19 protein-coding genes and 4 pseudogenes are annotated in these 20,697 nt (G+C 61.7%); 8 read left to right on the top strand and 15 right to left on the bottom strand.

Annotated elements, in window-relative coordinates; genetic code table 11:
• From NKJ08_RS34060 to NKJ08_RS34050, 3 genes and pseudogenes are all read right to left on the bottom strand, one after another.
• Positions 1-241: MucR family transcriptional regulator (locus tag NKJ08_RS34060; protein ID WP_352785501.1), on the bottom strand; the 241-nt coding region annotated here is incomplete at its 3' end.
• A 223-nt stretch (positions 242-464) separates the two neighbouring features.
• A pseudogene (locus tag NKJ08_RS34055) lies at positions 465-1,783 on the bottom strand (DUF2130 domain-containing protein).
• A 537-nt stretch (positions 1,784-2,320) separates the two neighbouring features.
• Positions 2,321-2,663, bottom strand: a pseudogene (locus tag NKJ08_RS34050) (sulfite exporter TauE/SafE family protein); the annotation flags it as partial.
• A 283-nt stretch (positions 2,664-2,946) separates the two neighbouring features.
• On the opposite strand from NKJ08_RS34050, the gene NKJ08_RS34045 reads away from it, so the two are divergent.
• From NKJ08_RS34045 to NKJ08_RS34030, 4 genes are read left to right on the top strand one after another with little or no spacing between them, the layout of a single operon-like run.
• Positions 2,947-3,393, top strand: coding sequence for a thiosulfate oxidation carrier protein SoxY (locus tag NKJ08_RS34045; RefSeq protein ID WP_352779866.1), 447 nt, complete (start codon positions 2,947-2,949; stop codon positions 3,391-3,393).
• A gap of 15 nt (positions 3,394-3,408) precedes the next feature.
• Positions 3,409-3,735: a thiosulfate oxidation carrier complex protein SoxZ gene (gene soxZ / locus NKJ08_RS34040; protein ID WP_352779867.1), complete on the top strand. Its 327-nt coding sequence runs from the start codon at positions 3,409-3,411 to the stop codon at positions 3,733-3,735.
• Positions 3,736-3,789: 54 nt separating this feature from the next.
• Positions 3,790-4,131 (top strand): c-type cytochrome, encoded by a 342-nt coding sequence (locus tag NKJ08_RS34035; RefSeq protein WP_352528404.1) that lies wholly within the window; start codon positions 3,790-3,792, stop codon positions 4,129-4,131.
• Positions 4,132-4,137: 6 nt separating this feature from the next.
• A complete protein-coding gene (locus NKJ08_RS34030) occupies positions 4,138-5,406 on the top strand; it encodes an NAD(P)/FAD-dependent oxidoreductase (protein ID WP_352528402.1) in 1,269 nt (422 codons plus the stop codon).
• A gap of 8 nt (positions 5,407-5,414) precedes the next feature.
• On the opposite strand, the gene NKJ08_RS34025 is transcribed toward NKJ08_RS34030, so the two are convergent.
• The 9 genes from NKJ08_RS34025 to NKJ08_RS33985 form a co-directional block, all read right to left on the bottom strand.
• Entirely contained in the window at positions 5,415-7,541 is a 2,127-nt protein-coding gene (locus NKJ08_RS34025) for a heavy metal translocating P-type ATPase (protein ID WP_352528452.1), read from the bottom strand.
• Between the two features lie 56 nt (positions 7,542-7,597).
• Positions 7,598-8,326, bottom strand: a complete 729-nt coding sequence (locus NKJ08_RS34020) for a sulfite exporter TauE/SafE family protein (protein WP_352528400.1) — start codon at positions 8,324-8,326, stop codon at positions 7,598-7,600.
• 30 nt (positions 8,327-8,356) lie between these two features.
• Positions 8,357-8,479: a hypothetical protein gene (locus NKJ08_RS34015; RefSeq protein WP_352450399.1), complete on the bottom strand. Its 123-nt coding sequence runs from the start codon at positions 8,477-8,479 to the stop codon at positions 8,357-8,359.
• A 154-nt stretch (positions 8,480-8,633) separates the two neighbouring features.
• On the bottom strand, positions 8,634-8,858 hold the full coding sequence (locus NKJ08_RS34010) for a hypothetical protein (RefSeq protein WP_352528399.1): 225 nt from the start codon (positions 8,856-8,858) through the stop codon (positions 8,634-8,636).
• A gap of 151 nt (positions 8,859-9,009) precedes the next feature.
• Positions 9,010-10,674 carry a cbb3-type cytochrome c oxidase subunit II gene (locus NKJ08_RS34005; RefSeq protein WP_352749402.1) on the bottom strand — a complete coding sequence of 555 codons (1,665 nt, stop codon included), beginning with the start codon at positions 10,672-10,674 and terminating at the stop codon, positions 9,010-9,012.
• Positions 10,671-12,113, bottom strand: a complete 1,443-nt coding sequence (locus NKJ08_RS34000; RefSeq protein ID WP_352528450.1) for a cbb3-type cytochrome c oxidase subunit I — start codon at positions 12,111-12,113, stop codon at positions 10,671-10,673. Before NKJ08_RS34000 ends, NKJ08_RS34005 begins: the two co-directional genes overlap by 4 nt.
• A gap of 146 nt (positions 12,114-12,259) precedes the next feature.
• Complete coding sequence (locus tag NKJ08_RS33995) at positions 12,260-12,721, bottom strand: c-type cytochrome (RefSeq protein WP_352779868.1); 462 nt, start codon at positions 12,719-12,721, stop codon at positions 12,260-12,262.
• Between the two features lie 11 nt (positions 12,722-12,732).
• On the bottom strand, positions 12,733-13,878 hold the full coding sequence (locus NKJ08_RS33990) for a metallophosphoesterase family protein (RefSeq protein ID WP_352579018.1): 1,146 nt from the start codon (positions 13,876-13,878) through the stop codon (positions 12,733-12,735).
• 90 nt (positions 13,879-13,968) lie between these two features.
• Positions 13,969-14,667, bottom strand: coding sequence for a carboxypeptidase regulatory-like domain-containing protein (locus NKJ08_RS33985; RefSeq protein ID WP_502896218.1), 699 nt, complete (start codon positions 14,665-14,667; stop codon positions 13,969-13,971).
• Between the two features lie 196 nt (positions 14,668-14,863).
• Here NKJ08_RS33985 and NKJ08_RS33980 point away from each other — a divergent pair, with 196 nt between their 5' ends.
• The 4 genes and pseudogenes from NKJ08_RS33980 (at position 14,864) to groL (ending at position 18,656) form a co-directional block, all read left to right on the top strand.
• Positions 14,864-15,469 (top strand): SCO family protein, encoded by a 606-nt coding sequence (locus NKJ08_RS33980; protein WP_352779871.1) that lies wholly within the window; start codon positions 14,864-14,866, stop codon positions 15,467-15,469.
• Positions 15,470-15,543: 74 nt separating this feature from the next.
• A complete protein-coding gene (locus NKJ08_RS33975) occupies positions 15,544-15,786 on the top strand; it encodes a hypothetical protein (RefSeq protein ID WP_023718664.1) in 243 nt (80 codons plus the stop codon).
• A 155-nt stretch (positions 15,787-15,941) separates the two neighbouring features.
• A pseudogene (hemA, locus tag NKJ08_RS33970) lies at positions 15,942-16,946 on the top strand (5-aminolevulinate synthase); the annotation flags it as partial.
• A 66-nt stretch (positions 16,947-17,012) separates the two neighbouring features.
• Entirely contained in the window at positions 17,013-18,656 is a 1,644-nt protein-coding gene (gene groL, locus NKJ08_RS33965; protein ID WP_352785494.1) for a chaperonin GroEL, read from the top strand.
• A gap of 815 nt (positions 18,657-19,471) precedes the next feature.
• Here groL and NKJ08_RS33955 read toward each other — a convergent pair.
• The 3 genes and pseudogenes from NKJ08_RS33955 to NKJ08_RS33945 all read right to left on the bottom strand — a co-directional run bounded on the left by NKJ08_RS33955 (position 19,472) and on the right by NKJ08_RS33945 (position 20,562).
• Entirely contained in the window at positions 19,472-19,819 is a 348-nt protein-coding gene (locus NKJ08_RS33955; protein ID WP_352528446.1) for a DUF3363 domain-containing protein, read from the bottom strand.
• A gap of 25 nt (positions 19,820-19,844) precedes the next feature.
• Positions 19,845-20,236: pseudogene (locus NKJ08_RS33950) on the bottom strand (DUF3363 domain-containing protein); the annotation flags it as partial.
• Positions 20,224-20,562 carry a DUF3363 domain-containing protein gene (locus NKJ08_RS33945; RefSeq protein ID WP_352779874.1) on the bottom strand — a complete coding sequence of 113 codons (339 nt, stop codon included), beginning with the start codon at positions 20,560-20,562 and terminating at the stop codon, positions 20,224-20,226. The gene NKJ08_RS33945 and the pseudogene NKJ08_RS33950, both read right to left, overlap by 13 nt.
• Between the last annotated feature and the right edge of the window lie 135 nt (positions 20,563-20,697).

Below are 20,697 nucleotides of genomic sequence, written 5' to 3'. Positions count from 1 at the left end.
CCTCAAGGCTGACAATGTAGTCCGGAGTGACCGATTTCTTGATCGGCACGGCAGGCTTGAGAACCCCGGACTTATCCGGCGCAACACCGCCGCCGCCGGTGCCCTTCAATGCGGCGTGGATCTGACTGATGAGGGCCGGCAAGTCACCGACCGGAACCGGATTGTTCGAGACATAGGCCGAGACGACGTCGGCAGTGAGTTCGATCAGGTTGTCGGCATTGCTTTCAGCTTCTTCTGTCACGAAACTCTCCTGGCGGCTTGAAAGACAGTCGGCGAAATTGTCCGTTTCATAGTGGCGGTTGGCGCCAAACGCAACGAATGCATTGGGCACTATTGCGATGCCTGTTCTGCACCGCGGTCATGGCAACGCATCCCGCGTCGTGCGCGTGTTGGTCCGTCCCCTGTTCGTCTGGCAAGCCGTTCCAGATTGCCAATCGTTTTTCTGTTGGCTCCATGCCGATTGCCTATTCGGCATCGGGCAGAGATGCTTCGATGGCCAGAACCTCCAAGCCCTCAATTTCTTGCATCACCTTTCCAGCGATACCTTGCAAATCGCCGTACATCCCGACGGTCGACTCGATTACGCCTGGTATTTGAGCCTCCCGCTTGGCCCACAGGCGTGTTGTGGCCTTGCGTTCCTTTGCCAGGTCCTCCTGCATATCAGAGAACTTTTCGACGATGGCCTCGACGCGATGGCGAAACCGCGGACCGGTCAGATAGCCATAGACCTGCTCCATTTTGGTAGCCTGGCCGTCCTGGGCGAGGCGGGAGTTCGCCAGCTCGATAAGGGATTGCCGGAGCAGGATGGCGATCGGCATCGCGCATTTGGGATGGGCGACATAGACCCCGTCCAGAAGATCGAAGGTTTCCACACCGGGAGGCAGCGCTTCCGAGATCATAAGCGCGATATCCGCCTTTGCGGCCCGCTGATCGGCCCTGAGCTTCCCCAGCCAACCCTGGCTCCAGTTCTTGGTGCGTTTCGACTCCCATAAAATGGCGCCGCATGGCTGGCCGGCCGGACCGACCACGCGGTGCAGAACATCTCCGCCGAACTCACCCTTGGCAACCGGTTCAATGATGTCCATCGGGAACCGGCTGGCAATGAGGGCTTCCAGCTCGAGCTCCAGCACTTCACCCTGCAGCTGCTGGGAACCCTGTTCCGCACGGCGCTTCAGCTCCTCAATCTGACGCTGCATGCCGGCGATCTGTTCTTCTTTTCCGCAACCTTCATTTTAAGGCCGTCTTCGGCTTCCGACCTCGCCTTGACGCGAACGGCGTCCAATCCTTCCTGGATCTTCCTTTCGATGGTCAGCGCCATCTCTCGCTTTTCATCGTCAAGCGCACGCTGCTTTTTCAGGAATTCCGCCTGTTGCTGCTGGGCCTCGGTGAGCTTTTCGTCGCGCGCCTTCAACGTCGCCTCCAGCTCGGCAAGCTTCTTATCCTTGTCCTCCAGGTCTACCGAAAGCAGCAATTTTGCCTTGCGGGCTTCCTCGACCGCGATCCCGGCACGCTCAAGCTTGATTTGCTCTGCCACCTGGTTGGCAATCTCCTCTTTGGCGGCGGCGATCTCGGCCTGCTGGCGCTTGAGCTCCTCTTCTCTGGCAGCCATCGATGCCTTGCTCTGCGTCAGGCGCATTTCGTATTCTTCACGCGTGGCGGCAATCAAAGGGGCGGCGAGCGACTCATTGAGCTTGATTTCCGTCTTGCAGCTTGGGCAGCTGATCGTCGGTCCATTGAGAATCCTGTCCCCCTGCAGCATGGTATTGGTGGGCTGGATGGTCATCTGCGCGCTGCCTCCCTGAGGAATCTGTTTTAGGACCACGCCAGACTATATCTCGCCACGCGTTTTCGGAAAAGAACAAAGAGTGAACTTATGGGTTATCCCCGCCGCAAAGCTAGGGGAGCCGCTTCTTAAACTTGTTTTGTGGAATGATCGCCTGCGCGAGCGGCGGCAACCTCAGCATGACTCGATTGCCAGGCAGGTCGATTACCCTCGACGTGTATTTCCGAAATGTCGAGATCGCATGCAAATGCCGAATTCCGTCCTTTTCGCCTGGACGGAGCTGAAAGTTCGCTGGGCTGATTCTTTCATTGCACCGGCAATTCCGCCAGCTCTTTCAGCTTCCCGTTTCCGTTCGAAACTGAAATCTCTATCCGCGCTGATTGAGACCGTGATGTCGTCAAATTCACGCCTTTGACCCACTCGAGACCTTCGGGAGCCGATTTCCTTTCCAGAAACCGGGCGTTCGACGGAACCGGCGTCCATGACCCTAACCCGTCCTTTTTCAGCCTTATCATGAATGTCGCGCATGCTTGTAAATCAGACATTGCGCTGGCGCGGTTCGAGCGCTCCAGTTAATTCGAGCATCTGATAGCAGGCCAAGAGTGTGATCAGAGATCCGACAACCCGCAAGAGCGTTCTTTCCCGCAATGCCTGTGACCATCTATCCCGACTGCGGTCCGCAAAAACGCCTCCAGCGATCAGGCCGGCAAACGAAGTTAGGTAGTCGCAGAAACCGCCGGCGTGCTCCCAACGGCCGGTAAGAATCGCGGCGAGGAATCTAAACGAGACCGAAAGGGCAATCAGGAACTCGCTCGCATTGACCGGTTCCGATGACGTACCGAGGCTATCCACTTGTGCCAAGCAGGCCGATGGCGGCGAGATATCTCTCGCTGGAAGCGGTCGAGCAGGAACTTCCAACGCTTCTATTGGTTTTAGGCCGCCGCAAACTCCATCGTGCAAGTTGAATAGTTGAATATCGTTATTGAACAGAATGCATTGGTTTAAAGGACGTCCATGGGCACTTCCGCGAGATTGCTCCCAGCGGTTGTCGGTGCTAAATTTAGCAGAAGCTGCCGCACTCATGTGTCCGAGTGCGCTGCCTGCGGCCGCCGATGTGTTCTTAAGGTGGCCTAAAGAGGTGGCAGGGTTTGGAGACCGGGACGATGAGCTTGACGCGCCGCGATGTGTTGATCGCAGGGAGTGCAGGCTTTGCCGGAGTCGCGCTCTTCTCGCCGCAGAGCGCGCGTGCGAACGATGAAGCGCTGGATCTCGTCGAACAGCTCACCGGACGGACGGCCACGGTATCGGATCGCCTTCACCTGATAATGCCGAGGGACTTCCCGACCGGCTATACCGTACCCATGAGTCTTTACATCGACAGCCCCATGACTGAGGCCGACCATGTGAGGCAAATGCGCGTGTTCGCGCCGCGAAACCCGCTTATCGAAGTCGCCAGTTTCCATTTCGTCCCACAACGCAGTCTACCTCGCGTGTCGACACGCATCCGTCTTGCCAAACCGCAACATGTCGTCGCTGTCGCCGAAATGAATGACGGCAATTTGCTGATGACCACGACGTGGGTCCGTGTCGCCACGGATGGCTGTGCCTGAGATCGGAGAGAGACAGTGACTACCCCGACACCACGCGTGATCGTGCCGAGCGCTGCCGCGAAGGGAGAGTTTTGTCAGGTCAAGACCATCATCAGCCATGAGATGGAAACAGGGCTACGCCATGATGATCAAGGCAATGTAATCCCGCGCAAGATCATCAACAGGTTTGTCTGCCGCTACAACCAATCCGTGGTGTTCAGCGTCGATCTCCACGAGGCGATTTCGGCTAACCCGTTCTTCGAATTTTCCCTGCGCGCGACGGAGAGCGGCCGGCTCGATTTCGTCTGGGAGGAGGACGGTGGTGCCGTCTACACGTTGTCGCACCGGCTCACGGTCGGTTGAGGTGGCGACGCAATCGAGCTGCGCGAATTATGGCGTGACAAGTTGAGTGGGAGCGTGACCGGAAAACTCCGAAACAGACGGGTATTCAGCATGCGCCCCGTCGCGAGATCTGCGATTGCCACGGGCCTCGTGCTTCTCGTCAGCCAATCCGGCGCGGCGGCGGGGGCCGATCAAGGCGCTCAACTCGCCGCGACCTGTGCGTCCTGCCATCGCCTCGATGGCGGCGGCACAGGCGTTCCCAGCATCATCCGGCTTGGTGAGGAGAGGCTCACCAACGCCCTGCTTGCCTACCGGGCGAGCGAGAGTCCAAATCACATCATGCACGCTATCGCGCTGTCGCTCAGCGACGAGGAGATCGCGAGCGTCGCGCGCTATGTCGCAGCGCAGGGAAAGTAGCGCGCCATGAAATTCTGGACGCGTCGCGAGTTCGGCCGCCTGACTGGAGCAGCGTTGCTAACGGCGCTCAACCAGCCGAAGGCGCGGGGCCAGGCCAAGGCGCGTGTCGTCGTGATCGGCGGCGGTATCGGCGGCGCAACGGTCGCCAGATATCTCGCCGTCAGCGCCACGGCTATCGAGGTGATCCTGGTCGAACCGCGGCAGAGCTACACGACCTGCTTCTTCAGCAATCTCTATCTCGCCGGGCTCCGCCCGTTCAAATCGCTCAGCCATGGTTATGAAGCGCTGGCAAGGCAATACGGCATCACCGTCGTTCATGAGTCCGCTGAAGCAATTGACCCGGCGGCGAAAACCGTTGCGCTGAACAACGGTTCGAAGCTCAGCTACGACCGTCTCGTTGTTGCGCCGGGCATCGCATTCAGGGATCGGGCGCTTAGGGGCTATGACGAAGCTGCGATGGAGATCATGCCGCACGGCTGGAATGCAGGGCCGCAAACCAAGCTGTTGCGCCAGCAACTGGAAAGCATGGAGGAGGGCGGCCTATTCGTCATCGTCGTCCCGCCGAATCCGTTTCGCTGTCCGCCCGCCCCCTATGAGCGCGCTTCGCTCATCGCCTCCTATTTCCAGCGCAGCAAACCCAAGGCCAAAATTCTGATCCTCGATTCGAAAGACAGCTTCAACGCGCAGGACCTGTTCCAGGACGCTTGGAACCGCCACTATCCGGGAATGATCGAATGGCTACCGGCCCAGTTCACCGGCGGGGTCACGGCGATCGACGCGAAGACCCGGTCGGTGATCACCGCGGGAGCAACATTCAAGGCCGCGGTGGCCAATGTCATCCCGGCGCAAATGGCCGGGCGCTTGGCGCAGCAGGCAGGGCTCGCCAATCAGTCGGGCTGGTGTCCGGTCGATCCGGTCACCTTCGAATCGGCGCTGCAGCCCGGCGTCCATCTGGTCGGCGACGCGATCATCGGCGGAGATATGCCGAAATCCGCCTTCTGCGCCAACAGCCAGGCCAAAGCCTGCGCCTTTGCCATCGCGGCCGATCTCACCGGATCAGCGCGTTTCCCGGCGCATTTGTTCAACACCTGCTACACCTATCTCGCGCCCGACGATGCGTTCAGCAACGCCATCAGCTTCAAGCCCGTCGACGGGAAGCTCAAGAGCGTCATCAGCTTCGTCAGCAAGGTGGGCGAGAGCGCCGATATCCGCCGGCAGGCTGCGCGCGCCGCGGAAGGCTGGTACGACGCCTTCACGCACGACGTGTTTGGCTGAAACGTAACTCAACTCCGCTCGACGGCCGGGCCGGCCATTGCGGAAATGCCGGCACCATCCTGGGCGCGCTCCGCCTCGGCGCCGGATCGTTGCTCCGGGATCAGCGTTGCAACAGGATCGGGCAGCCGCTCCAGCCGCAGCGAATTCACCACCACGAGGATGCTCGAGCCGGCCATGACCGCCGCCGCAAGGATTGGCTGCAGAAGTCCGAATGCTGCGAACGTCAGGGCGACAAGGTTGTAGCCGAACGCCCACATAAGGTTGGTCAAGATGGTCCTGCGGACCGCGCGGGCCACGTCGACGATCCAGGGCAGCATCCACAACCCGTCCGCAGGCAGCACGAGCGCCGCAGTCTCGCGGGCGAGATCGGTGGCGGAGCCGACGGCAATACCGACATCTGCGGCGGCCAGAACCGGCCCGTCATTCAGTCCATCGCCGACCATCGCCACCGAATCGTGGTCATGGCGGAGTCGATCCAGGGCCAGCCGTTTGGCCTCCGGCGAAAGGCCCGCTTGGACGTCCTTGATCCCGACCAGGGCCGCGATCCGCTCCGCCGCTTGCGCCAAGTCGCCGGTCAACAGCGTGGCGTCGAGCCCGCGCTCACGCAGGGCCGCGATCGCGGCCTGCGCCTCGGGAAGCGGCGAATCATCGAGCGACAGCACGGCGTGAACCCGCTCGCCCCAACCGACATAGACCACCGAATGACCGCTCGCCTCCAGCGACCGCGCACGCTCGGCCAGCGAGGGGGGAAGCGGCCAGCCCAGATCATTCATCAATCTGCCGTTCCCTGCCGCCACGGGCCGGCCTTCGGCGCTGCCGCGGATGCCACGGCCGGGAACCGTCCGGACCTCGCGGGTGACGAGCGGCGAGATGCACCGCTGAGCGGCGGCTGCCGCGATGGCCCGCGCCAGACCATGCTCGGAATGGCGCTCCAGACCGGCGGCGCGCGCCAGTACTTCGTCGATGCCGACCTCCTCGCGGTCGACGCCGACGAGACGCGCTTTGCCCGCCGTCAGAGTGCCGGTCTTGTCGAAGGCGAGCAACCGTACACGCGCGAGGGTCTCGAGCACGCCGGGGTCGCGGACGAGGCAGCCGTGCCGCGCCAGCCGGCCGATGCCGAGCGATATCGCCATCGGAGCAGCGAGGCCGACGGCACAAGGACAGGCAACCACCAGCACCGAGAGGCCAGTCAGCAACGCCCGATCGAACGGCAATGACTGGGCCCAGTAAACGATCGTCAGCCCGCCGAGGGCGAGGACGAGCGGCACGGACACGCCAACGACGCGATCGGCAAGGCGCTGGGTTGGACTGCGACGGCCCAGCGCTTCGCGCACCGACCGGCAAATCCGTGCCCAGCGGGTTGCGGTTCCGTCACCGCTGCTTTGGATCAGGAGCGGGCCGTCGATATTGATACTACCGGCAATCACCTTGGAGCCGGCGCGCTTTGTCACTTGCCGGCTTTCTCCGGTAATCACGGCTTCATCGGTGTTCGATTCCCCCTCGACAACCACGCCGTCGACCGGAATGCGCTCGCCCGGCCGGACCCGCACCAGCATGCCGGCCGTCACCTCCCGCACCGGACGGCGGATCTCTGCCGCGCCATCGACCGCGGTCGCGCTCTCGCTTTCTGCGGCCAGAAGTGGTTCGAGGTCGCGCGCCGCCCTGGCGCGGCCAACAGCCTCGAGATAGCGGCCAACTGTGAATAGCATCAGCACCATCACGGCGGTGTCGAAATAGACATGCGTGCTGCCCTCGAACACGGCAAATGCCGAATAGAGGTAAGCGGCAGCGACGCCAAGCACGATGAGTGCCGACGACGTCACTCGTCCCTGAATGCCATTGAGCCACATGTCGCGCAGATAGGGTCCGCCGAGAATCACCACCGCCGGCGTGGCGAAGATCCAGAGCAAAAAGTGAATCCACGGCAGCACGCCCGCATCGACGCCGGTGAACGCGTCCGAATAGAGGAGGAGGCTGAACATCATGATATTCATGGAGAGAAAGCCTCCCACGCCGAGCTGGATCAGAAGCCAGGCGGCTTCCCACTCTTCGTGTCTGCCGCTCTTCACCTGAAAGGCGATGCAGCAGCCGTAGCAGCAGAACGCGCAAGCCTCACCGTTGAGCCTGCGCTCCATCGGGCGCAGGCCGACGGGCAGCGAACAATGGCTACAGAGGATATTGCCATGCGCAGTCATGCGGGATGTCCGCCCAGCCAGGCAAGGCCGATATGCGCGTCGGAAGGCAGGAGACCACGGCCGAGCGTGATGACGCCGAGCAAAAGAATAAAGCCACCAGCCAGCCGCACGCCGCGCCGCCGCCAGGCTGGCCCGAGTATCCGGCCAACGCCGCCCATCATCAACATCGCGGGGAAGGTTCCCAGTCCGAACGATGCCATGACGAGAAACCCGGGAAGCGCTCCGGCGGTGCTCGCCGCCTGGGCGGCGAAGGCATAGACCAGGGGACATGGCAGGAAGCCGTTGAAAACGCCAAAGGCGAGCGGTGCGGCGCTGCTCCGGGCCGTCAACAGACCGCGCAGGGACAATGCAAATGTGCTGCCGCCAAATCCGATCGCAAGGCGATGAAAGACCTGCAGCAAGCCGAAGAACTGCAACGCCATGGCAATCATGAGCAGGCCAGCGACGATTGCGAGAATTCGTTGGGCGATGTCGAGGGAGCCGTTCAAGAGCGGCGCCGCCGTTAGACCTTGCGTGCTGCAGATGACCTGACCGATCGCGCCCGCGAGCCCGCCCAGAAAGCAATAGGTTGTCAATCGGCCGGTATTATAGAGCAGGTGGCGAAGGACGGTTGCGCCTCCCCCTCGCTGATCGCGGCCCAGCGCGCAGGCAAAGCCGCCGCACATGCCGATGCAATGAAAGCTGCCTGCAAATCCAGCGGTGAAGATCACGAGGTAGTAGATCATTGGCGTTTGCGCAGTGGCGCGGACGCGGCGCTATTGCCGCACAAGATATAAAAGAAAGAGGATAAAGCCGACGGTGCAGCCGCCATAGATGAGGAAGCCAAGCATCTGCGGCAAGCCGGCGTCAGCAAGCTTGAAGACGGTGTCCTGTAGCATCCGCTGCTCCTATGTCAGCCGAAATAAAGACGAAGCACGTTTATCGCCAGCTCGAAGCACAGGAAAAGGAGGTTCAATGCGGCGACCCCAAGGAGAATTTTGGCTATCATGGTCTCCATCACTCCTGTCTTACCAGCCTTTGCGGACCGCCTACTTAGAACAGACGGCCGGGCCCGAGCCCGCCCCAATAAGCATACATGTAGTACAGCCCCCAGGCGAACAGCAGCACGTACACGACGAGAAGCCATAGCGGAATGAATCCCACACGCGCCTGTATCAGGCCGCCGGCATAGTCCTCCAGTTCAGGGTGCGAGCTTTGACGCACATCCAGTTCCGGATGCGTCGGGCTCTCCGGATCGCTGCTCTGCAGATCGCTCATTCTCCATTTCCCTTTCAAAAAACCCGTTGGCGGCTTTATCGGTGCCGCTCAACGCGCCGGACAGGACGCCCCAGATGAACAAGAACAGGGCCGCCAGGCTCATCAGCATGGCGCCCGCATAGGGTCCGGTGACTTCAAAACCGAGCATGCGCTAACCTCCGGCGGGCGCCTGTTCCTCGCCAGGCGGAGCTGGCGGGCCGGACGCCGGCACCGACGGATCGGGCACATAGGCTCGCTCCGGCTTGTCAGCGACCAGTTCCAGATCGTTCAGCGCCGCGCGGGCCTCCTTCTTGATCGACAGCGGCTGCAGCGAGAGCGGGTCTTTATAGGCGGAAAGCGCCACCACGAAATAGGAAAGCGCCCACCGGTCCTCGTCCGGAAAGGCATCCCGATAGGACGGCATCGGCGTGCCGCTGAGGCCGGTAGTTATCGTCCGGAAGATGTCTTCGACGGCCGGGCCAGACTTGAACTGGCCGCTGGTGAGGTCGGCCGGCACGGTGGCGAACCCGATATCATCCTTGAGGCCGGCCGCCTTCTCGCCGTCGCCCTTGCCACCTTGGCCGTGGCACTCCCAGCACTTCGCCACCTGCCAAACCTCCTTGCCACGGTCCAGCATCGTCTGGGACGGGGTCGGCGGGCGCCCGATATACAACGGTGGGCCAGGCGGTTCCTCGACGAAGAAAGCGTAAGGACTGGCGGGATTGGAACGGTCAACCGCTAGCTCATACTTGATGTACTGGATCACCGCCAGCCGATCGTTGAGCGGCAGTTCGTACCAAGGGGGCATTGCCGTGCCGCGGATGCCGCGGGTAATGGTGCGCAGCATGTCGCCGTCCGTGGGCAGGGGCTCCTTTGTCAATCTGAACTTGAAGACTGCGGACGTGAAGTTCCTGGGCCGCTGGTTAAACATAAAGGTGGCGGCCGGCCCGTTGCCGTCGCCTTTGGCACCGTGGCAACCGATGCAGCGGCGCTCATAGACTTCCTTGCCATAAGCAATCCATTCCTCGGAGCGCGGCATCGTCGCATCCATGACCTCCAGGCTTTGCGGCTCGAAAAGATCGCGCCATTTACCCCGGTTCGTGCCGAGCTTCTGGACGTAGGAAACAAGCGCCGCCAGCGATTCCGTCTCCGCCGCGATGCTGACGGTTTCGCCTGTGTATTCGTCGTTCGGCGTCAGGATGATCGGCTTTCTTTCGCGCGCCTTCAGCGGCACGAACAGCAACCCGTACGCATTGGGCGTCAGCTGGATCGCTTGCTTGCTGTCGAAGTCGAACAGGCCTTTGGTGGCCTCTGTCCTTTCCAGGGTCCGATTGCCAGCTCCGTCGTCAACGATACGGACGGCTGCATCGGGCTCGTGGAAGAGGCCGCGATACGGCGCCATTATCGAGTCCGGCACCAGCATCCGCGGATTGTAGAAGTGCGCCAGGTGCCATTCGTCGCTGTATTTCAGGCCGACGCGCGTCAGGTCCGGTCCGATCCGGCGTGTGCCTAACAGGTGCGGCACGTCATAGGCGTATTCGCCCGCCTCGCTGACCGGTCCCCAGCGGCGGATCTCGCCGGTCACCGGCCGCACGAATTGCGAATGGCAGTACCAGCAGCCTTCGCGCAGGTAAATGTTGCGGCCGCGACGCTGCTGCTCGGTGTAGTCCGTCGCCTCTGAAACCGTCCATTTCAGCTGGCCGAAATCCGTGCGCACCACCGAGGTCACGCGCGTAGTTCGCGAGGACGGCTCCACGAAGGGCAGCACGCCCTGCGTGATCACCGCAAGGGTGATACAGAAGACGCCGGCGAACAGCGCGAAGAAGCGAACGTTCACTGCGCGGGCCCTCCCGCCGGGGCCGGGATAGGCGCCTCCACCGGCCCGCGGGCGCGTCGCGCCTCAGTCGCCGGGCTGGTCAGTGCGGTCAGCATCAGATTCACCACCAGCAGCGACATACCGAAATCCATGCTGATGCCTGCCAGGGTCCGCGCCAGCCAGTAGGGCTTCATCCAGACGAGCGAGTCGAGCCATTCGACCCCATTCATCCATTGATAACCCTGCTGCAGCCCGCCCGCTGTGAGGACCAGGCCCATGGTCGTGATGCCGACGGTGATCAGCCAGAACGACCAGTTGCCGAGCTTGAAGGACCAGAGTTCGCGCCCGAACAGCCGCGGCCAAGTATAGAGGAGGCCCCCCATCGCCCAGACGACGAAGGTGCCGAACACGGTGAGATGCGAATGCGAGATGACGAAATCGGTGAAATGGGTCGGCTGCTGCAGCTGCCGCAGCGCCTCGGTCGAGCCCTGGAAGCAGCCGACGAGATACATGAGCGAGCCCATGATCAGGAACTTCGCCGGCAAGTTCCTGCCGAACTCATGCCACCTGCCCATCATGGTGCCGAAGAAGTTCACCAGCACCGTCCACACCGGAATGATCAGCAGCATCGACGTGACGATGGCCAAGGTCTCGGCCCAGTCCGCGATCGGGCTGTAGAGGTAATGGTGAATGCCGACGAACGGGTAGAACAGTGCCAGGGACCAGAAGCCTACCAGCGAGAGCTTATGTGCATAGAGCGGATTTCGCGCGCTGACCGGCAGGAAATAGTAGATGATCACGTAGCCCGCGGGCGTTATCCACAGCCCGACGATGTAGTGGAGATAGAGGCCATGGAAGGCGGCGCTGTTGATGCCCGAGATCGTGTATGGCAGGATGAAGCTTCCAAGCACGAAGTTCATTGTCGTCCACACGAAAGTGGCGATCAGGTACCATAGCGCGACATAGATCGCCGGCTCGAGCCTTCGACTGATCGTGATCAGGAACTGCGCGGTAGCAACAGCCACCACGATGAAGAATGCGACCTTCGCGTAGAGCGGAAGCTCTCCGGCTTCCAAACCGTCACTGTCGCCGAGCAGCAAGCCGACCAAACCGGCAAGCGTTGCGACGTTCCAGACCCATGCGAGAAGAACCGACCACTCCGACCATATCACCCGCACCCCCGACAGACGCGGCACGAGATAGTAGCAAAGGCCGATGAAAAGCGTCGAGAAGGCGCCGAAGATGACACCGTTGACGTGGACCGGGCGCAGCCGGCCGAAGGTGAGCTCGAGGTTCCCCGATCCGAGATAGTCGGGGTAGTTGAAGGTGCCCGAAATCATGACGCCGACGGATGGCGTCACCATCAGCCAGAACATGCCGAAATAAAGCCAGGTCCGCACGACCCGGTTGTCGACCAGCGCATCCAGGTCCACATTCGCGAACTTGCCGCGCAGCACCATCGCAGTCTCTGCCAACGCATAGCCCTTCCCGCGCGGTTCCCGGGCCGCACGACTGCTTTAAGCCCACCGTTCCCCATCGAGGTATCACTCCGATGGCGGACTCGCTTCGCGCTCCCTGAAGCCGGTGCCCCCGGCTATCGACGAGACTAGTATTTGCCTGGCACCAACACCGAGCCGCTGTTCGACCAGGTGATGTACGCCTCGAGCGCCTTCATCGCCTCCGATTCGGGATCGATCTTCTCGCCCTGGCTCGGTTTCTCGATGCACCAGTTGATCATGTCGCGCAGTGTCGCGAACTTGGCCATCGACGCCTGGAACTTCGGGAACGCCTGCGGGTGGGTATCGGAGGCCATCGGATGGCACATGGCGCAGGCCCACCCGGTGTTCGACAGCTTGACGCCCAATTGCTCCTTCATCGCCGCATCACCATGGAACAGGAGGTCTCCTTTCCTGACCTCCTCCATGAACGCTTCTTGATAGAGTTTCAGCTGCTTTGGCGTCACCGGATCCTTGTTGGCACTGGCCGGCCCGACGACGGCAGCTGCGACGACTGCTCCGGCGACGCTGGAACGCCTCAGAATGCAGAGGAATGTCGATGTGTTTATCATAGCCACCGCCCTTATGGATTTGCCCATGGGTACTGTTTGTCGGCGATGCGTGACCGTATGACCTCCGCAACGCTCTTGTCGTGGTCCTCCGGCGACTGGACGAACACCTCCTTGCGGCCCCACATGATGTACTCGACATCGACCTTATCGTCGGCGTTGACGTTCACGGTTTCCCAACCGACCCCGTCGAAGGGATCGCCCGGATCGACACGGATCATCGGCTTGGTAAGCTTGGGCAGGCCTTCCGGCGCATACGGCCACGGCCAGGAGGTCGCCAGCATGCCGATCGAGCGCATGCTGCCGATCTCGTTGTAGAGCACCTGGTGCACATGACCGTGGATGTTGGTGACTTTGGTATAAGGCTTCAGCACGTCATTCACTTCGCGCCAGTCGCGCACCCAGAAGTTCCAGGGCGGGTAGTACTCGTACAGCGGATTATGGCTGAAGATGACGATCGGTTTGGACTTATCCCAGTCGGCGAGTGTCTTCTGCATCCAGTCGAGCTGGTCGCGGCCGACGCCGGCCCACGCGCCGGCAACCGTGCCGTCGAGGGTAGCCATATGGCCCATGCGCTCCTCTGGCGTCATCTTCTTCGCTGTCCAGTAGTCCGGTCCCCGGCTGACCGTATCGAGCCCAATGAAGCGCACGCCCTTGTGATCGAAGGTCCAGTTGGGTTGGCCGAACAACTCGCCCCACTTCTTGCCCATATCCAGATACCAGTCATGCTCGCCCGGGATGTAGTATTTCTTGATCGTCAGATCCTTGAGGAGCTCAACGCCAAGCTCAAGTTCCTCGATCTTTCCGAGCTGGGCCAGGTCGCCGCCGAAGATCAGAAAGTCGGCCGGCGGATCCATGGCCTGGACCTCTTGCACGGCGCGCACCACCTTGTCGACGAAGCGCGTGTTGAGGGATCTCTCGTAGAGATGGGTGTCCGAAATCCAGGCAAACTTGAAGGGCGCTTCGGCGGCGTGAGCGACGTCGATGGTGTTGAGCAGCGGCCACCACGCGAAGGTCTGGCCGACGGAAGCAGCGCCGAACAGCAGCGATCTGTGAATGAAGGTGCGGCGGGTGATTTGGAGCGAGTCGTCGGGGCGTACGCCAGGCTGCTGCAGCACCGCATGCATTTCGCGCCGAATGCGGTCAAGCTCGTCAGACATCAGGGTTCCTCCTCAGTGCAGACCGTTTCTTAAAGCGTCGGTCTTCTCGCAGGAACGCGACCCTGTTGAATCAGTGGGTCGCCCATTTTGTTATTTTTTCAGTTCAATCGTCAGACTGGTGGCCTTATTCTCCTCTACCGTTACAGGCTGCTCGATGGGCCCGGTGAAGGGATGGATCGCCACGAGCTTGTATTCCCCCGGCGGAACATCGGTTATGCTGAATTTGCCATCGGCGCCGGTGACCGCGTAGTAAGGATTGTCCACCACATAGACCCAGCCCTCCATCCAGCCATGCGCGTCGCAATCGATGCGGACAGTGCCGGCACGCTTCAGTTCGACCGGTATACGCTGGCCCTTATTGGGCAACGCCACGTTGAAGGCGGTGCGCTTGCCATAATAGCCGTGGGTGTTGTGGAGCACTGGGTCGCTGTTGACCACCTCCAACGATCCGGCCGGTATCATCTGCACCGCGGGCTCAAAGCGACATTTGAGGTTGTTAAGCTCAGGCAGCTTTCCGGGCTGCGGCCAGGCCTTTCCCTGTGCCACGTCGACCAGCTGCACCGCCGCGTTCAGCACGGCCTGATCGCTGCCGACTTCGATCAGCGGCTCCTCGCGGGGGTCGCCGCACACCTCGATATTCTTGGTGGGGATGATCTTTGTTGTCGGCACATCGCCGCGGTAGACGATCGTACCCTCGATCGTTCCGCCTCCCGTGACCGGACCCACTTCGTAGGCTTGCGCAGGCGCGGACATTGCCGCCACGAAAGCGATGGCCGCTAGTCCGCTCATCAATTCGCGAATCGTCATAAAAGCCACCTCCTTCAAGAGAGATGAGGGGCAACTTTTAAAAATAGAGCCAAACCAGTGCCATGTCTAGCCATCCAGCAACAAAATATGATAAAGTGGGGCGGTTTAGGCGAGTTTGTTAATCACAAACACACGCGGGGGTTTTGGCGCGTCATTCTCGAAGTGCCGGAGGTACTTGATGAAGCGACGGCATGGACTCCTCCGCCCCTGGGCCTACGGTCCGCATACCCTCTTCTGCATCATATTCGCAGCGGCCCTGTCGATCTGCCAACCGCTCGTGCGAGCTGACACGGCGCCTGTGACGGTCGGTGGCCCCTTCACGCTCACGGCGCCGGACGGAACGACGGTCACCGATGACACTTATCGCGGCAAATGGCTGCTGGTTTTCTTCGGCTATACGTCTTGTCCCGACATCTGTCCGACGACTCTGTCCGAAATCGCCGCGGCGATTGAGGAACTCGGCCCCGACGCCGCAAAACTGCAACCGCTCTTCATCACCGTCGATCCCGAACGCGACACGCCTGAGGTGATGGGAAGCTTTACCGCGGCGTTCGATCCGCGCATCGTGGGGCTGACCGGCAGCCCACAACAAATCGCTGCGGTTTCGGAGGCATATGGCGCCTATGGCGTGGCGCGCCAGGGCGAAGCGGGCGGTGGCGACTACCTAATGGATCACGGCACCCACATCTACATCATGAACCCGCAGGGGCAATTCGTGGAGGGGCTAGACTCTGACACACCAAGCAGCGGCATCGCCGCTAGGTTGCGTGAACTGGTGCGATGACACGATCCCTGACGGAGATCATGATTTTGCAGTTGATCGATCCATAGAAGTTGTCTTCCGGAAGGAGAGCGGCCATGCAAAGACATACAAAGGAAGCTTCGGAGCTTAAGGCATTGATCCTCGCGGATCTTCATAAGGAGCCGGGATGCGGGGACGTCACCGATTTTGTGATTCAGCGGCTCGAAACCAAGGAGAACGGGGCAAACTGGACTGTCAAATATCTGGATCCTAATCAAGATAAGGTCTGCGAGACGATTCTGATAAACATAGCGCGAATGTTGCAGCTCAACTTCGACCTTCCTGAACGCGGGTCGTGAAGAACGATGCGAGCGGGATCGGCGCGGATCGCGCTTCGACATAATTCGTATGCAAGCAGGGGAATCGGGCGATGGCGGAACCCACAGCGTTGCACACCGGCAAACCTGGCGGCGTAAAGAACGTCATTGCGCCGCGGCGATTTGGACCTCCGATGAGTACCCGCCTGGGAACGGGGGCCGGCGGGACGCGCAATATCTCCGGCACCAGCCATCCGCTCGTAGAGCTCGAGGGCGAGCTTGCCGATCTCCACGGCAGGGAGGCGGCACTGGTCTTCACGTCCGGCTATGTGTCGAACCAGACTGGCATCTCGACCATCGCCAAGCTGATCCCCGGTTGTCTGATCCTGTCCGATGCGCTCAACCACAATTCGATGATCGAGGGCATCCGCCGGTCCGGTAAGGAGAAGAGCATCTTCCGCCACAACGACGTCGATCATCTCGCGGAATTGTTGAAGGCGGCGGGTCCGGATCGGCCAAAACTCATCGTCTTCGAAAGTCCCTATTCGATGGGCGGCGACGTCGCGCCAATCAATCGCATTTGCGATATCGCCGATTGTTACGGCGCAATGACCTATCTCGACGAGGTCCATGCTGTGGGCATTTACGGCCCTCGCGGCGCCGGCATCGCTGCGCGCGACGGCGCCATGAACCGGATCGATGTGATCGAAGGCACGCTCGCCAAGGCCTTCGGCTGCCTCGGCGGCTATATCACGGGAAGTGCTGTGCTGATCGATGCGGTTCGTTCCTATGCTCCGGATTTCATCTTCACCACCGCGTTGCCGCCGGCGATCTGCACCGCGGCCACAGCGGCGATCAGGCATCTGAAAACCTCGCAGTGGGAGCGCAAGCGCCAGCAGGACCGCGTCCGGCGGGTAAAGGCGGCGCTGGGGGCCGCTGCGCTGCCGGTCATCCTGGGCGACACCCATATCGTTCCGGTGGCAGTCGGCGATCCGGCGCATTGCAAAGCGGCGAGCGACCTGCTGCTGAGCGAGCACGACATCTATATCCAGCCGATCAATTATCCGACCGTGGCGAAGGGAACTGAGCGGCTGCGCATCACGCCGACACCCTGTCATGAGGACATCATGATTGATCGGCTCGCGGCAGCTCTGTCCGATGTCTGGAATCGGCTCGGGCTGCCACGGGACAATCTCGCCTGAGCGGCCGAATGAGGCTTCGCCTTGCCCGGACGTTCCCCGAAGATTGGGTCTTAAGGTTCAAGGAAAATGGCTGCCAAGGAAATCATGTTCTCGTTCGAGGCTCGCGACAGAATGCTGCGCGGCATTGACACCCTGGCGAATGCGGTGAGCGTCACGCTTGGCCCGCTAGGGCGCAACGTCGCGATCGGCAGGGAGCACGGCGCGCCGCGGGTCACGAAGGACGGCGTGACCGTCGCCAGGGAAATCGAGCTCGACAACAAGTTCGAGAACATGGGCGCCCAGATGGTGCGCGAGATCGCAACAAGAACCTCCTATCAGGCCGGCGACGGCACGACCACCGCCGTCGTGCTCGCGCATGCGATCGTCCGGGAGGGCGCCAAGGCGGTGGCCGCTGGCATGAATCCCATGGACCTGAAGCGCGGCATCGATCTAGCGGTCGAAGCCGTCGTCGCGGAACTCAAGAACAACGCCACGAAGGTCACTTCGAACGTCGAGATTGCGCAAGTCGGCACCATCTCGGCCAACGGCGATAGGGAGATTGGCCGCTGCCTAGCCGACGCCATGAAGAGGGTCGGCAATGACGGCCTGATCACTGTCGAGGACGGGACGTCGCTCGAAACCGAACTCGAATTCGTCGAGGGTATGCAGTTCGACCGCGGCTATATCTCGCCCCATTTCATCACCAATCGCGCAAAGATGCGGGTCGAGATGCAGGATGCCTATGTCCTCATCAGTGAGAAGAAACTTTCCAGCCTGAACGAAATACTGCCGCTGCTGGAGAAGGTGGTGCAGGCCGGCAAGCCGCTGCTCATCATCGCCGAGGATGTCGAGCGTGAGGTGATTGCGGCGCTGGTGGTCAACAAGTTGCGCGGCGCTCTCAAGGTTGCAGCAGTCAAGGCGCCGGCCTACGGAAACCGCCGCAAGGCGATGCTGCAGGATCTCGCGCTGATGACCGGCGGAACGGTGATCTCGGAGGATTTGGGCATCAAGCTCGAGCATGCTTCCCTCGATATGCTCGGGCGCACCAAGAAGGTGATGATCGACAAGGCAAACACCACGATCGTCGGCGGCGCCGGCAAGCGGGCAAGCATCGAGGCCCGCATCGCTGAGATCAAGCTCGAGCTTGCGGAAACCACCTCCGATTACGACCGCGAGGAGCTCCAGGAGCGGCTGGCCAGGCTCGCCGGTGGCGTCGCCGTGATCCGGGTCGGCGGTGCCACCGAAGTCGAGGTCAGGGAGAAGAAGGATCGCATCGATGACGCGATGAACGCGACAAGAGCCGCGGTCGCAGAGGGCATTCTCCCGGGCGGCGGGGTCGCCTTGCTGCGCGCCGGCAGGGCGCTCAAGAAGCTCAAGGGCGGCAACGAGGACCAGCAGGTCGGCATCGCGATCGTCAGGAAGGCGATCACTTGGCCGGCTCGGCAGATCGCGATCAATGCCGGCCTGGAAGGCTCGGTCGTCATCGCCGGGATCCTCGAAAACGACGACAACGCCTATGGCTACGATGCCCAATCGGGCGTGTACGGGGATCTGGTGTCAAAGGGCATCATCGACCCGGCCAAGGTGGTGCGCACGGCGCTCCAGGGCGCGGCCTCGGTTGCGGGCCTTCTCCTTACAACGGAAGTCATGGTGGCCGAAGGGCCTGGCCCGCCGCCGCCGGAGCTTCCCGGTCACGAGCATCATCATCACGACATGGATATGGATTTCTGAGCGCATTGCGGGCGGCGGAAGCACCGAAGTGTCCGGACTGGATCGCCGCTGGCGACTGCTAGAGAAAGCCCACTCGTCCGAACCGCGGCCAACAACAGCAGTATTCGGGATCAACTCCTGGAGGCGCTCCGGGCTGCGCCGTGGCCATCGGTCGGCGATTCCGACGTGACAGTGACAGTCGGGGCGGTTCATTTTGGGGTACCTATCGGTCCAAAGAGGACCGGGCTGCATCGCGCGTTCTGGCCGAGAATATCCCGGGCCTGCGCGAAGTTCAGGATCATCGGGTCTCGATCGATAAAATCCCCCACAGCGTCTGACGCCACCCTGCGAGCGCGTCGCTTGGTATTCTATCCGTCCGTGTAGGGTAGAAATCTAGCTGCATACCGCCGGTCCATGGCCGTAGCGGCGCATTGAATTCGGCTCGAGTCGTGAAGAGTGCGGCCTCAGAATTCCAAGGGATACGATCATGAAAGCGTTCGCCGCCGAGCTTTTCGGCACTTCTGTCTTGTCTTCATCGGCTGCGCGTCAGTGGTGACAGGCGGCTTTGGCGGGCTGCTGCCGGCGCGGTCGCTGGGCATCGGCCTCAGCTTCGGCGTCGCTGTAACCGCCCTAGCTTACGCGGTTGGGCCGTCTCGGGCGCGCACCTCAATCCGGCCGTCACGCCGTGGACGCCTCCCACAAGGGCCGCTTTGTATCCTCTTTCCCATATCGCCGCAGTCCTCAACGAAGATCTGCAGATGGCGCGAACTTCTCATTGCGGGCCAGACAAGAGTTACCGCTCTCGCCCCACCTGCGGCGTTTGGCTGGACCGGCCCTCACATCCCGATCCCCAGGCCGCGTTTTCTGCCGAAACTCCAGTCGATGCCGCCGCTGTTTTGCACGACGCCGGTGATGTGCTGGCCGATGCGCCCTTCCAGCATTGGCTGCCAGGGAACGAGCCGAAAGCCGAGCCCATCGTCCAGCATGGCAAAGCGCCCGCTGGCAAGACTGATCGGGCCGAGGAGCGTGCCGCTGACATGGTTGCCGGGCCGGACGGGCGCGAAGGTGAGGCCGCACGCAGCGGCCATTTGCTTGCCGACGCGCGCGACCCTCCTGGCGCTCCAGCGTGGCAACAAGGTCTCGCGAGAAGGTGATCGTCCCACTGGTCGCATCGTGTTCGGCATGGCCCATCCTGACGAGCTGGGCAGCCCGTCTGTCGAGAGCGTTGTCGACGTCGAGACCAAAGCCTGACCTCACCAGCGGCACAGGGGTCCTGGCCGTAAGCTCCCGGTCGAGCCAGGTGGCACCGTCGCTGCCGATGTGCGCGTCAGATCGAGCATCGAGAGCACGCGGACGGAGAAGTCCTTGCCGCGGTTGCGGGCATCGTAGGCGATGCCGCGCTCGGACAGGTCTTGCGGAACGCGCCAGTGGTCTTCGTCGGTGCGTTCGACGTGGCCGGCCCGGCGCAGTGCTCCGAGACGGCGAACATGGAAACGGACGAAGGCATCCGGGTCCTTGCCCTGCTCCAAAAATGTCTCGCGGATCGCCTCCAGGTGTCTGCTCGGCCGATAGACACCGTCCTCGCCGGCTACGCTGCCGATGTTGCGGTCGGCCGCACGCGGCTCCTCCTTCGGCAGGATGGATCAAGCGCCACGATATGGCCGCGCTGGATGTCGTCGAGCTTTGCCGCATCCGCGGTCTCGACATAATGCGTGCGACCGTCGATGCCATCGATGACGAGCGACAGCTTATCGCTCATCTCGTCGCCGGCGAGGCGCTTGGCGAGCACACGGCCGACGACCGGCTCGGTGATGGTCCGCCGGTGCATTTCGTATTGCGCCGCGCCACGCTCATGGGCGAGGCCGTGCTCCTCCAGCGCCCGCTGCATGGTCTTGATAATGTCGTTGCGCTCGCCGAGTCCTCGCAACGTGCTTTCGGTCCTGTCGGAGATGACCCACCGGCCCGGTGTGGGGAGCGCTTGCCTGCGCTACGGCGGCGGCTTTCCATGCGAGCCGCTTCAAAAATGATGCTGCGAAACGGCGCCGGGTTTATCCGACGAACG

This window comes from Mesorhizobium sp. M0244, from assembly GCF_040321795.1.
Lineage (GTDB): Bacteria > Pseudomonadota > Alphaproteobacteria > Rhizobiales > Rhizobiaceae > Mesorhizobium.
Note: the sequence above shows the minus strand (reverse complement) of the source record. Positions and strands in the feature narration are given on the sequence as shown.